Raw genomic sequence first — 13276 nt, 5'->3', positions numbered from 1 at the left:
AAGATGAACGATATTTTAATCGTTGACGGTTACAACATTATCGGAGCTTGGGGAGATTTGAAGAAACTGCGGGATGTAGATTTACAATCATCAAGAGATGCACTTATTGATAAGATGGCGGATTATCAAGGTTATACAGGCACAAAAGTGATGATAGTCTTTGATGCCTATACAGTACATGGTATTGAAAAAAAGATGAAACAATCTCGTGTGGAAGTAATATTCACACGAAAGAATCAAACTGCAGATGAAAAGATAGAGCAACTTGCGATAGAGCTTAGAAATATAAATACACGAATATATGTTGCGACTTCTGATTACACGGAACAATGGGTTATATTTGCGCAAGGTGCCCTTCGGAAATCTGCGCGTGAATTAGAGTTGGAAGTACAGGCAATGGAGCAACAAGTAAGAAGGCGTACAAAAGACACGAAAGAACAGCAACCCGCCATGCGAAAGATATTTAGTAAAGATATTACAGAAAAATTAGAAAAATTAAGAAGAGGAGAGCGTTGAAGCATTGACGCTCTTTGTCTTTTTACTGTATAATATTGCTAAATAAATAGCGGTCGGAGGGATCAAGGTGGAAGCAGGCTTCGTAAGTGTAGGCGACGTTACATTTCGTGATTTAGAGGATGAGGCAATCGTTGAGTTAGTTCGAAAAGGTAATACTGACGCTCTAGAATATTTAATTCACAAGTATAAGAACTTTGTTCGCGCGAAATCAAGATCTTACTTTTTAGTGGGTGCCGATCGAGAAGACATTGTTCAAGAAGGTATGATAGGGTTGTTTAAAGCAATTCGTGATTATAAAGAGGACAAGCTGTCTTCATTCAAAGCATTTGCTGAACTGTGTATCACTCGACAAATTATTACCGCTATTAAAACGGCAACAAGACAAAAACATATTCCCTTAAATTCATATGTGTCTTTAGATAAGCCGATTTACGATGAGGAATCTGATCGAACATTATTGGATGTTATTTCTGAAGCGAAGGTAACTGATCCTGAAGAGATGATTATTAGCCAAGAAGAATATACAGACATAGAATCAAAAATATCAGAATTATTAAGCGATTTAGAAAGAAAAGTACTTTCTTTATATCTAGATGGGCGTTCTTATCAAGAGATTTCAGAACAGTTAAACAGACATGTGAAATCTATTGATAACGCTTTACAGCGGGTGAAGAGGAAATTGGAACGATATATGGAAATGCGAGAAAGTACAACTTTAAATTCATAACAAATAACAAGTACAACAGGTGTAAAATAAATCACCTGTTTTCTTTTGTAGAGCGTACAAAATGCATGTCATTGACATTGTCTTTTATTGTATGATACATTTTTAGGGACATAATGTTACAAGGTTGGTGTAACTAATGAGGAAAAAAGTTGTACTCTCATGTGAAGAGTGTAAAAATCGAAACTACTCTACTATGAAAGATACGAGCTCAATAGAGCGACTTGAAATAAAAAAGTTTTGTAAAACATGCAATCAGCATACAGTTCACAAGGAAACAAAATAAATAATTGAAATAATACACTGGAGGTCCCGCAGATGCGTTTAACGAACTTTTTCGGCGATGTAGGTCGCGAAATGAAAAAAGTAAGTTGGCCTAAAAAAGATGAATTACTCCGCTCAACAGCGACTGTTGTTGCTACAGTTGTGTTCTTTGCGATTTTCTTCGCAGTAGTTGATATGGGCATTTCTTCTTTAATTCGGTTAATTCTTGGTTAATTCTTGAATAAGAAGCACTTATCCATGATATAATGTTATTTATAAGAACTGTGTAAAAGCCCGGTGAACGGGTTTTTTCATTTGCGCAAAAAAATGTACGTCAGGGAGGGAAGGACGCTCGTCCTAAATGAATGGAAAAAAGTTGGTATGTTGTCCATACTTATTCTGGATATGAAAATAAAGTAAAAGCAAACCTAGAGAAGCGTGTAGAATCAATGGGTATGCAAGATAAAATTTTCCGTGTTGTTGTCCCGGAAGAAGTAGAAGTAGAAATGAAAAACGGAAAAGAAAAATTAATGAAAAGAAAAGTGTTCCCAGGTTATGTATTAGTAGAATTAATCATGACTGATGATTCTTGGTATGTTGTACGTAACACGCCGGGTGTAACTGGGTTCGTTGGTTCTTCTGGTTCTGGATCTAAGCCATCGCCTCTATTAGAAGAGGAAGTTGTTACCATTATGAAACATATGGGAATGGACAACGAAGTGGTTGATTTCGACTTTGAACTTCATGAGACAGTACGTGTAAATGAGGGGCCATTCGCAGATTATACAGGTGCTATTGAAGAAATTGATGTGGAGAAGAAAAAGGTTAGTGTACTTGTGGACATGTTTGGTCGCGAGACTCCAGTTGAACTTGACTTCCATCAAATTGAAAAATTATAAAATGAAACTTGAAATGAATTGTAAAAAGTGATAATATCTTTTAAGTCAGTACGTCTTCATTATCGGAGGCGTTTTTTGAAAGATTTTATCCTTACAGATAAAATATGACGTGGGAGGGCAAATCACTGTCCAATTGACCACATCACGGACTTAAGGAGGTGTGTCTCGTGGCTAAAAAGGTAATTAAAATGGTAAAGCTTCAAATTCCTGCAGGTAAAGCTAACCCAGCTCCACCAGTTGGTCCAGCATTAGGACAAGCAGGTGTTAACATCATGGGCTTCTGTAAAGAGTTTAACGCTCGTACAGCAGATCAAGCTGGTCTTATCATCCCTGTTGAAATTACGGTATTTGAGGACCGTTCATTCACTTTCATTACTAAAACTCCTCCTGCTGCTGTTCTTCTTAAGAAAGTAGCTGGTATTGAGTCTGGTTCTGGTGAACCAAATCGTAATAAAGTGGCAACTGTTAAGCGTGATAAAGTACGCGAAATCGCTGAAACTAAAATGCCTGACCTAAACGCTGCTAGCGTAGAAGCTGCAATGCGTATGGTTGAAGGTACTGCACGCAGTATGGGCATCGTTATCGAAGACTAATTCGATTTGTTTTTAAAAAAAGGTTGCGGGTCTGGAATTCCAATTCGCAACCTTTATTATCGTAAATGATTATCGTTTTTAAATAAATGGATGGCGCTCATCCTCAGGTTATACCTGAAAACAGGCGTAAACGTGGGAGGTTATTCCGCTAAAACCACATTCGAGGAGGAAATAAAAATGGCTAAAAGAGGTAAAAAGTACGTAGAAGCTGCAAAGCTTGTTGACCGTGCAGCTGCTTACTCTGCAACAGAAGCAGTAGAATTAGTAAAGAAAACAAACACAGCTAAATTTGATGCAACTGTAGAAGCTGCATTCCGTTTAGGTGTTGACCCTAAGAAAGCTGACCAACAAATCCGTGGTGCAGTTGTTCTTCCGCACGGTACTGGTAAAGTACAACGTGTATTAGTGTTCGCTAAAGGTGAAAAAGCTAAAGAAGCTGAAGCTGCTGGAGCTGACTTCGTAGGCGATACTGATTACATCGGTAAAATCCAACAAGGTTGGTTCGATTTCGATGTAGTAGTAGCAACTCCTGACATGATGGGTGAAGTTGGTAAACTTGGTCGCGTATTAGGACCTAAAGGTTTAATGCCAAACCCTAAAACTGGAACAGTTACTTTCGATGTAACTAAAGCTGTTAACGAAATCAAAGCTGGTAAAGTTGAATACCGCGTTGATAAAGCTGGTAACATCCACGTTCCAATCGGTAAAGTATCTTTCGAAGATGCTAAATTAGTAGAAAACTTCAAAACAATCGCTGATACTTTATTAAAAGTTAAGCCATCTGCTGCAAAAGGTACTTACATGAAGAACGTAACAGTTGCTTCTACAATGGGACCTGGCGTACGTGTAGACGTTTCTACATTAGCGTAAAAATTGGAAGTTGACTTCATAAAGAAGATTTAATATAATCATTTATGTTGTGAATTTAAATAGTGTACCGTAGACAGTAGGTGTCAATAGACTTAATTTCCTACCTAGGTGTTAATATACGAAACGGAATTTTTTTCTGTGACTATATGCCTCCATGTCTACAAGTTGGGCATGGAGGTTTTTAGTGCACTTTCGGTACATCTTCTATATAATCTACAGGAGGTGTAATAACATGAGCAAAGTAATCGAAACTAAACAACAAGTTGTAACTGAAATCGCGGACAAACTTCGTGCTAGTAAATCTACGATCGTTGTTGACTACCGTGGTTTAACAGTTTCTGAAGCAACAGAATTACGTAAGCAATTACGTGAAGCTGGCGTTGAGTTCAAAGTTTACAAAAACTCTCTAACTCGTCGTGCTGCAGAATCTGCTGAAATGGCTGAGTTAAACGAATTCTTAACAGGACCAAACGCAATCGCGTTCAGTAACGAGGATGTAGTTGCTCCTGCGAAAGTATTAAACGACTTCGCTAAAAATCATGAAGCTTTAGAAATTAAAGCGGGCGTAATCGAAGGTAAACTTGTAACACTTGATGAGGTTAAAGCAATCGCTACTCTTCCATCACGTGAAGGCTTACTTTCTATGCTTCTTAGCGTTCTTCAAGCTCCAATCCGTAACCTTGCACTTGCTACTAAAGCAGTTGCAGAACAAAAGGAAGAGCAAGGCGCTTAATTTTTTAAAAGATAATTACGTATTATCGATAAAACAATACAAACCTATTTAAGGGAGGATATTTACAATGACTAAAGAACAAATCATTGAAGCAGTTAAATCTATGACTGTATTAGAACTTAACGACTTAGTAAAAGCTATCGAGGAAGAATTCGGCGTAACTGCTGCTGCTCCTGTAGCTGTTGCTGGTGGCGCTGGAGAAGCTGCTGCTGAGAAAACTGAATTTGATGTGGAACTAACTAGCGCTGGTGCACAAAAAATCAAAGTTATCAAAGTTGTTCGTGAAATCACTGGTCTTGGCTTAAAAGAAGCTAAAGAATTAGTTGACAACACTCCAAAAGTAATCAAAGAAGCTGCTGCTAAAGAAGAAGCTGAAGAAATCAAAGCTAAACTTGAAGAAGTTGGCGCTGCTGTAGAAGTTAAGTAATTAACTTTTGATGCTTTAAAAAAAGCTCGCTCTCATGCGAGCTTTTTTTTTAACTGTAAAGAAGAGAGGTGGCCATATGGCAGACCATTATTTTTCTAACGACCCTTCTAGTAAAAGTGATCGTAAGCGATGGGAATTTGCACTTCGTGGATCTCAATTTACTTTCTTATCCGACCATGGGGTGTTCTCGAAAAACGAAGTGGACTTTGGTTCCCGTCTTTTAATTGAAGCTTTTCAAATGCCAGATATTAAAGGTAATATATTAGATGTAGGTTGCGGATACGGTCCTATTGGTTTGTCGCTAGCGAAAGAGTTTCAAGGTCGTGAAGTTCACATGGTGGATGTGAATGAAAGGGCGCTTGGACTTGCGAAAGAAAACGCCGCTAATAACAAAATCGAGAATATACGTATTTTTCAAAGTAGCGTCTATGAAAATGTAGATGGCAAGTATGCTGCTATTCTATCTAACCCTCCGATTCGTGCGGGTAAAGATGTCGTACATGAAATTTTAGAAAAAGCTGTGGAGTATTTAGTTCCAGGTGGAGAACTTTGGATTGTTATTCAAAAGAAGCAAGGTGCACCATCTGCGCTGAAAAAACTAGAGGAAGTATTTTCTGAAGTTGAGGTTGTAGAAAAGAAAAAAGGATATTATATCATAAAATCAAAAAAACGTTGACGGTTATTTTTGGCTATGTTAACATTATACAATGCCAATATATGATTTTCTGCGTTGAGAAAGATGTATATTTTTGTTTCTCTTGGAAAAGATAGTAAAATCAGCAGATTATGAAACAGAATGATGGTTTTCTTATAGAAGCCATTTTTCTTTTTTGAGCAGGTAGAAAGACTCAACGTATTTATCTTTAAGAGAAAAAGACTACGCTAATAGCAGTAGTTGTATTTATTTGTGATTTTGCACAAATTTTTTTGTGCATTTATAATACTCATGATTTGAGGGGTGAAGCAGTTGACAGGTCAACTAGTTCAATACGGACGCCACCGCCAACGAAGAAGTTATGCCCGTATTAGTGAAGTATTAGAGTTACCAAATCTTATCGAAATTCAAACCTCTTCTTATCAGTGGTTTCTTGATGAGGGTTTGCGAGAAATGTTCCAAGACATTTCTCCGATTGAAGACTTTACGGGAAATCTATCGCTTGAATTTATCGACTACAGCTTAGGTGAACCTAAATACTCTGTAGACGAATGCAAAGAGCGTGATGTGACGTATGCAGCACCACTTCGTGTAAAAGTGCGTCTAATCAACAAGGAAACTGGTGAAGTAAAAGAACAAGATGTGTTCATGGGAGATTTCCCACTCATGACAGAGACTGGAACATTCGTAATTAACGGTGCAGAACGTGTTATCGTTTCCCAGTTAGTTCGCTCTCCAAGCGTATACTATAGTGGCAAAGTGGATAAAAACGGAAAACGTGGTTTTACTGCTACTGTAATTCCAAACCGCGGAGCTTGGTTAGAGTATGAGACAGATGCTAAGGATGTTGTATATGTGCGTATTGACCGTACGCGTAAACTTCCTGTAACTGTTTTGTTACGCGCATTAGGGTTTGGCTCTGATCAAGAAATCACCGAGCTTTTAGGTGATAACGAATACTTAAGCAACACATTAGAAAAAGACAACACAGATAGCACAGAAAAAGCATTGCTTGAAATTTATGAGCGTCTACGTCCTGGTGAACCACCAACAGTAGAAAATGCTAAGAGCTTACTTGTGTCTCGTTTCTTCGATCCAAAGCGCTACGATTTAGCAAATGTAGGTCGCTATAAGATCAACAAGAAGTTACACATTAAAAACAGATTGTTTAATCAACGTTTAGCTGAAACATTAGTGGATCCAGAAACTGGTGAAATTTTAGCGGCAGAAGGAACAATCTTAGATCGTCGTACACTTGATCGCATTTTACCTTACTTAGAGAAAAACATTGGATTCAAAACAGCGAAACCAATGGGTGGAGTGGTAGAAGGCGATGTTGAGCTGCAATCTATTAAGATTTATGCTCCTGAGTCGGAAGGCGAACGCGTAATTAATGTAATTGGTAATGCAAACATTACTCGTGATGTGAAACACATCACACCAGGTGATATCCTTGCTTCTATCAGTTACTTCTTCAACCTACTATACAAAGTAGGAGATACAGATGATATTGACCATTTAGGAAACCGTCGTCTGCGTTCTGTTGGAGAACTATTACAAAACCAATTCCGTATCGGCCTTTCTCGTATGGAACGTGTTGTTCGTGAGAGAATGTCGATCCAAGATACAAATGCAATTACACCACAGGCACTAATTAATATTCGTCCTGTTATTGCATCTATTAAAGAGTTCTTCGGAAGTTCTCAGTTATCTCAGTTCATGGACCAAACAAATCCATTAGCAGAGTTAACTCACAAACGAAGACTATCTGCATTAGGACCTGGTGGTTTAACGCGTGAGCGCGCAGGCTTTGAAGTACGTGACGTTCATTACTCCCACTATGGTCGTATGTGTCCGATTGAAACACCAGAGGGACCAAACATTGGTTTGATTAACTCATTATCTTCGTTCGCGAAAGTAAATGAGTTTGGTTTCATTGAAACACCATACCGTCGTGTTGACCCAGAAACTGGTCTTGTAACAGGGCATGTTGATTATTTAACAGCAGATGAAGAAGATAACTATGTTGTAGCCCAAGCGAATATGAAATTATCTGATGAAGGTGAATTCCTAAGTGAAGATATCGTAGCTCGTTTCCGTGGCGAAAATATTGTCACAAATAGAGAACGCATCGACTACATGGATGTATCTCCAAAACAAGTAGTGTCGGCAGCGACAGCTTGTATTCCGTTCTTAGAAAACGATGACTCTAACCGCGCACTTATGGGAGCGAACATGCAACGTCAGGCGGTTCCGTTAATGAATCCGGAATCTCCGATTGTAGGTACAGGTATGGAGTACGTATCAGCAAAAGACTCGGGTGCTGCAGTAATCTGTAAACATCCTGGTGTTGTTGAGCGCGTAGAAGCACGTGAAGTTTGGGTACGTCGCTATGTAGAAGTTGACGGTCAAACAGTAAAAGGCGACTTAGATCGCTACAAAATGCAAAAATTCATTCGTTCTAACCAAGGAACTTGTTACAACCAACGTCCAATCGTAAGTGTTGGAAATGAAGTTGTAAAAGGTGAAATCCTTGCGGATGGTCCTTCTATGGAATTAGGTGAACTAGCACTTGGACGTAACGTGCTTGTTGGCTTCATGACTTGGGACGGTTATAACTACGAGGATGCGATTATCATGAGTGAGCGCCTTGTAAAAGATGATGTGTACACTTCTATTCATATTGAAGAATATGAATCAGAAGCTCGTGATACGAAGCTTGGACCAGAAGAAATTACACGTGACATTCCAAACGTTGGGGAAGACGCATTACGTAACCTTGACGAGCGCGGTATTATTCGCGTTGGTGCTGAAGTAAAAGATGGAGATTTACTTGTTGGTAAAGTAACACCTAAAGGTGTAACAGAATTAACAGCTGAAGAACGTCTATTACATGCTATCTTTGGAGAAAAAGCGCGTGAAGTACGTGATACATCACTACGTGTACCACACGGTGGTGGCGGTATTATCTTAGACGTAAAAGTATTCAACCGTGAAGATGGCGATGAATTGCCACCAGGTGTGAATCAACTTGTACGTGCATATATCGTTCAAAAACGTAAAATTTCTGAAGGTGACAAGATGGCCGGACGTCACGGTAACAAAGGTGTTATTTCTCGTATTTTACCAGAAGAAGATATGCCTTACTTACCAGACGGTACGCCAATCGATATTATGTTAAACCCATTAGGGGTACCATCTCGTATGAATATCGGTCAGGTATTAGAGCTTCATCTTGGTATGGCAGCAAGATACCTGGGCATTCACATTGCAACACCAGTATTCGATGGTGCTCGTGAGGAAGATGTTTGGGGCACAATTGAAGAAGCTGGTATGGCAAATGACGCGAAAACAATCCTGTATGACGGACGTACTGGTGAACCATTCGATAACCGCGTATCTGTTGGTGTCATGTATATGATCAAACTTGCGCACATGGTTGACGATAAACTTCATGCTCGTTCTACTGGACCATACTCACTTGTAACGCAGCAACCTCTTGGAGGTAAAGCTCAGTTCGGTGGACAGCGTTTCGGTGAGATGGAGGTTTGGGCACTTGAAGCTTACGGTGCTGCTTATACTCTTCAAGAAATCTTAACAGTGAAGTCTGATGATGTTGTTGGACGTGTTAAGACTTATGAAGCAATTGTTAAAGGCGAAAATGTTCCAGAACCAGGCGTTCCTGAATCATTCAAAGTATTGATTAAAGAGCTGCAAAGTTTAGGTATGGACGTTAAAATGATGTCTAGCGACGATACAGAAATTGAAATGCGTGATACAGAAGATGATGATGATCATCAATCAGCAGATAAATTGAATGTTGAAGTTGAGACAACTAAGGAATAATTGGGATAACCTGTAGACTAAAAGGGAGGTAGGCCCCTTGATAGATGTAAATAACTTTGAATATATGAAGATTGGACTTGCTTCACCTGACAAGATTCGTTCTTGGTCATACGGTGAAGTTAAGAAACCAGAAACTATTAACTATCGTACGTTAAAGCCTGAAAAAGATGGCTTGTTCTGTGAGCGTATTTTCGGACCACAAAAGGACTGGGAATGTCATTGCGGAAAATACAAACGTGTACGTTATAAAGGTGTAGTTTGTGATCGATGTGGCGTTGAAGTAACGCGTGCAAAAGTACGTCGTGAACGTATGGGTCATATTGAATTAGCTGCTCCTGTATCTCATATTTGGTATTTCAAAGGTATCCCGAGCCGCATGGGACTTGTCTTAGACATGTCCCCTCGCGCGCTTGAAGAAGTAATTTATTTCGCTTCTTATGTTGTAACAGAAAGTGGAGATACACCACTTGATAAGAAGCAATTACTTTCTGAAAAAGAATACCGTGCATATCGTGATCGATATGGTAGCACATTCCAAGCTGCTATGGGTGCAGAAGCGATTAAAAAGCTACTACAAGACATCGATTTAGATAAAGAAGTAGACTTCTTAAAAGAAGAATTAAAAACAGCACAAGGACAACGCCGTACTCGTGCTATTAAACGTCTAGAAGTATTAGAAGCATTCCGCAACTCTGGAAATGAACCATCTTGGATGATCTTAGATGTTCTACCAGTAATCCCACCAGAACTACGCCCAATGGTACAGTTAGATGGTGGACGTTTTGCTACTTCTGACTTAAACGACTTATATCGTCGTGTAATTAACCGTAACAACCGTTTAAAACGTCTATTGGACCTAGGTGCTCCAAGCATCATCGTTCAAAACGAAAAACGTATGTTACAAGAAGCTGTAGACGCATTAATCGATAATGGCCGTCGTGGCCGTCCGGTTACTGGACCAGGTAACCGCCCATTAAAATCACTATCTCACATGCTTAAAGGTAAACAAGGACGTTTCCGTCAAAACTTATTAGGTAAACGTGTTGACTACTCTGGCCGTTCTGTAATCGTTGTAGGACCGAACTTAAAGATGTACCAGTGTGGATTACCGAAAGAAATGGCGCTTGAACTGTTCAAACCTTTCGTTATGAAAGAGTTAGTTGGAAAAGGCTTAGCACACAATATTAAGAGTGCGAAACGTAAAATTGAGCGTGTACACCCTGAAGTTTGGGACGTTTTAGAATCTGTGATTAAAGAGCATCCAGTACTTCTAAACCGCGCACCAACACTTCACCGTCTTGGTATCCAGGCGTTTGAACCTACATTAGTAGAAGGTCGCGCAATTCGTCTTCATCCACTTGTATGTACTGCATACAACGCGGACTTTGACGGTGACCAAATGGCGGTTCACGTTCCGTTATCATCAGAGGCACAAGCAGAAGCTCGTATTCTTATGTTAGCGGCACAAAACATCTTGAATCCAAAAGACGGAAAACCAGTTGTTACTCCATCTCAGGATATGGTATTAGGTAACTACTACTTAACACTTGAGCGTGAAGGCGCAATCGGTGAAGGTATGGTCTTCAAAGATGCAAACGAAGCAATACTTGCATACCAAAATGGATATGTACATCTGCACACACGTGTTGCAGTTGCTGCAAGTTCAGTAAATAACGTAACGTTTACTGAAGAGCAAAAGGGTAAGCTTCTATTAACAACAGTTGGTAAATTAATATTTAACGAAATCTTACCAGAGTCGTTCCCTTATATTAATGAACCGACAAACTCAAACCTTGAAAAAGAAACACCAGCGGAATATTTCGTTGAAAAAGGTGCGAACATTAAAGAAATTATTGCTAGTCGCGAAGAAGTGGCACCATTTAGCAAGAAGATCCTTGGTAACATCATTGCGGAAGTATTCAAACGTTTCCAAATTACGGAAACATCTCGCATGCTTGACCGTATGAAAAACTTAGGATTTAAGTACTCTACAAAGGCTGGTATTACAGTTGGGGTATCTGACATTCTTGTATTAGGTGAAAAAGATGAAATTCTCCATGAAGCACAAGCAAAAGTAGATAATGTAATTAAACAATTCCGTCGCGGTTTAATCACGGAAGAAGAACGTTACGATCGCGTTATCTCTATTTGGAGTAATGCAAAAGATGTTATCCAAGGAAAACTGATGAAATCCTTGAATAAACGCAACCCAATCTTCATGATGAGTGATTCCGGTGCCCGTGGTAACGCATCGAACTTTACTCAGCTTGCTGGTATGCGTGGTCTGATGGCCAATCCATCTGGTCGTATTATCGAACTTCCAATTAAATCAAGTTTCCGTGAAGGTTTAACAGTACTTGAGTACTTCATCTCTACGCATGGTGCGCGTAAAGGTCTTGCCGATACAGCACTTAAAACTGCCGATTCTGGTTACTTAACGCGTCGTCTTGTAGACGTTGCACAAGATGTAATTGTCCGTGAAGATGATTGTGGAACAGATCGTGGTCTATTAATTGGTGCGATTAAAGAGGGTAATGAAGTAATTGAGTCATTATATGATCGTCTTGTTGGACGTTTTGCAAGAAAAACTGTAAAACATCCTGAAACAGGTGAAGTATTAGTTAGTGAAAACCAATTAATTACTGAAGATATCGCTCATATCGTTGAAAATTCGGGTGTTGAAACTGTAAACATTCGTTCAGCGTTCACGTGTAACACTCGCCACGGTGTATGTAAGAAGTGTTACGGTCGTAACTTAGCAACTGGTACAGACGTAGAAGTAGGAGAAGCGGTAGGTATTATCGCAGCTCAATCTATCGGTGAGCCAGGTACACAGTTAACGATGCGTACATTCCATACAGGTGGGGTTGCCGGAGATGATATCACTCAAGGTTTACCTCGTATCCAAGAGATCTTCGAAGCTCGTAATCCGAAAGGTCAGGCAGTTATCAGTGAAATCGACGGTGTTATCGCAGCGATCAACGATGTTAAAGATCGCCAAGAAGTAGTTGTACAGGGTGAAGTTGAAGCTCGTACGTATGCTATTCCTTACGGTGCTCGTCTGAAAGTAACTCCAGGACAGCCAATTAGCCACGGTAAAGAGTTAACAGAAGGTTCTATTGATCCGAAAGAATTACTAAAAGTAACGGACATTACAGCAGTGCAAGAATACTTATTACGTGAAGTTCAAAAAGTATACCGTATGCAAGGGGTAGAAATTGGTGACAAACACGTAGAAGTAATGGTACGCCAAATGCTACGTAAAGTTCGTGTAAGTGATGCAGGTGAAACAGATGTATTACCAGGAACATTACTAGATATCCATCAGTTTACTGATGCGAATGCGAAGGTGTTACTGAAAGGTAAACAACCAGCGACAGCTAGACCTGTTCTACTTGGTATTACAAAAGCTTCACTTGAAACAGATTCGTTCTTATCTGCAGCTTCGTTCCAAGAAACAACTCGTGTTTTAACGGATGCAGCAATTAAAGGTAAACGCGATGAGCTTCTAGGATTGAAAGAGAATGTTATTATCGGTAAGCTTGTTCCTGCTGGAACAGGTATGAATCGTTATCGTAAAGTGGATCTTGTAAAAACAACACAAGATAACATGAATGTAGAAAACGATGAAGTTTATGTGGAACAGTAAAATTTTCCGTCGTAAATTTTGTATAAAAACAGCTAATCCTAGTTGACATTGTATGAGTCAAAATGTTACTATAATCAAGGTTGCTCCTGAACGATGCTTT

The 13276-nt window shown here is 39.4% G+C and carries 12 protein-coding genes and 1 other annotated feature; all 12 genes read left to right on the top strand.

Translation table 11 applies throughout. The annotated features are described in order from the left end of the window. Nucleotides 1-3: 3 nt before the first annotated feature. The 12 genes from MHI28_RS17545 to rpoC all read left to right on the top strand — a co-directional run bounded on the left by MHI28_RS17545 (nucleotide 4) and on the right by rpoC (nucleotide 13176). Complete coding sequence (locus MHI28_RS17545; RefSeq protein ID WP_000997887.1) at nucleotides 4-516, top strand: NYN domain-containing protein; 513 nt, start codon at nucleotides 4-6, stop codon at nucleotides 514-516. A 67-nt stretch (nucleotides 517-583) separates the two neighbouring features. Then, entirely contained in the window at nucleotides 584-1243 is a 660-nt protein-coding gene (locus MHI28_RS17540) for an RNA polymerase sporulation sigma factor SigH (protein ID WP_000387198.1), read from the top strand. A 136-nt stretch (nucleotides 1244-1379) separates the two neighbouring features. Beyond that, nucleotides 1380-1526 (top strand): 50S ribosomal protein L33, encoded by a 147-nt coding sequence (rpmG, locus tag MHI28_RS17535; protein WP_014481927.1) that lies wholly within the window; start codon nucleotides 1380-1382, stop codon nucleotides 1524-1526. 32 nt (nucleotides 1527-1558) lie between these two features. Beyond that, nucleotides 1559-1738, top strand: coding sequence for a preprotein translocase subunit SecE (gene secE / locus MHI28_RS17530; protein ID WP_001241323.1), 180 nt, complete (start codon nucleotides 1559-1561; stop codon nucleotides 1736-1738). A gap of 131 nt (nucleotides 1739-1869) precedes the next feature. Next, a complete protein-coding gene (nusG, locus tag MHI28_RS17525) occupies nucleotides 1870-2403 on the top strand; it encodes a transcription termination/antitermination protein NusG (RefSeq protein WP_000415794.1) in 534 nt (177 codons plus the stop codon). Between the two features lie 167 nt (nucleotides 2404-2570). Further along, on the top strand, nucleotides 2571-2996 hold the full coding sequence (gene rplK / locus MHI28_RS17520) for a 50S ribosomal protein L11 (protein WP_001085872.1): 426 nt from the start codon (nucleotides 2571-2573) through the stop codon (nucleotides 2994-2996). Between the two features lie 177 nt (nucleotides 2997-3173). Beyond that, nucleotides 3174-3866, top strand: coding sequence for a 50S ribosomal protein L1 (gene rplA / locus MHI28_RS17515; protein WP_002084079.1), 693 nt, complete (start codon nucleotides 3174-3176; stop codon nucleotides 3864-3866). Between the two features lie 49 nt (nucleotides 3867-3915). Further along, nucleotides 3916-4059 (top strand) — a sequence feature (ribosomal protein L10 leader region). Nucleotides 4060-4098: 39 nt separating this feature from the next. Next, nucleotides 4099-4599, top strand: a complete 501-nt coding sequence (rplJ, locus tag MHI28_RS17510) for a 50S ribosomal protein L10 (RefSeq protein ID WP_000048717.1) — start codon at nucleotides 4099-4101, stop codon at nucleotides 4597-4599. A gap of 67 nt (nucleotides 4600-4666) precedes the next feature. Beyond that, nucleotides 4667-5026, top strand: coding sequence for a 50S ribosomal protein L7/L12 (gene rplL / locus MHI28_RS17505; protein WP_000159736.1), 360 nt, complete (start codon nucleotides 4667-4669; stop codon nucleotides 5024-5026). 76 nt (nucleotides 5027-5102) lie between these two features. After that, on the top strand, nucleotides 5103-5702 hold the full coding sequence (locus MHI28_RS17500; protein WP_000763259.1) for a class I SAM-dependent methyltransferase: 600 nt from the start codon (nucleotides 5103-5105) through the stop codon (nucleotides 5700-5702). 291 nt (nucleotides 5703-5993) lie between these two features. After that, nucleotides 5994-9527, top strand: a complete 3534-nt coding sequence (rpoB, locus tag MHI28_RS17495) for a DNA-directed RNA polymerase subunit beta (RefSeq protein WP_000147553.1) — start codon at nucleotides 5994-5996, stop codon at nucleotides 9525-9527. A 37-nt stretch (nucleotides 9528-9564) separates the two neighbouring features. Beyond that, nucleotides 9565-13176 carry a DNA-directed RNA polymerase subunit beta' gene (gene rpoC, locus MHI28_RS17490; RefSeq protein ID WP_000567944.1) on the top strand — a complete coding sequence of 1204 codons (3612 nt, stop codon included), beginning with the start codon at nucleotides 9565-9567 and terminating at the stop codon, nucleotides 13174-13176. Nucleotides 13177-13276: the final 100 nt, after the last annotated feature.

Source organism: Bacillus sp. FSL K6-0268 (assembly GCF_038005425.1).
Lineage (GTDB): Bacteria > Bacillota > Bacilli > Bacillales > Bacillaceae_G > Bacillus_A > Bacillus_A thuringiensis_S.
This window is presented reverse-complemented; position numbering and strand designations above follow the sequence as displayed.

Excerpts from the sequence above, each read along its gene's own strand:
- MHI28_RS17545 (WP_000997887.1), top strand. The coding sequence starts at position 4 with ATGAACGATATTTTAATCGTTGACGGTTACAACATTATCGGAGCTTGG.
- rpmG (WP_014481927.1), top strand. The coding sequence starts at position 1,380 with ATGAGGAAAAAAGTTGTACTCTCATGTGAAGAGTGTAAAAATCGAAAC.
- secE (WP_001241323.1), top strand. The coding sequence starts at position 1,559 with ATGCGTTTAACGAACTTTTTCGGCGATGTAGGTCGCGAAATGAAAAAA.
- nusG (WP_000415794.1), top strand. The coding sequence starts at position 1,870 with ATGGAAAAAAGTTGGTATGTTGTCCATACTTATTCTGGATATGAAAAT.
- rplA (WP_002084079.1), top strand. The coding sequence starts at position 3,174 with ATGGCTAAAAGAGGTAAAAAGTACGTAGAAGCTGCAAAGCTTGTTGAC.
- rplJ (WP_000048717.1), top strand. The coding sequence starts at position 4,099 with ATGAGCAAAGTAATCGAAACTAAACAACAAGTTGTAACTGAAATCGCG.
- rplL (WP_000159736.1), top strand. The coding sequence starts at position 4,667 with ATGACTAAAGAACAAATCATTGAAGCAGTTAAATCTATGACTGTATTA.
- MHI28_RS17500 (WP_000763259.1), top strand. The coding sequence starts at position 5,103 with ATGGCAGACCATTATTTTTCTAACGACCCTTCTAGTAAAAGTGATCGT.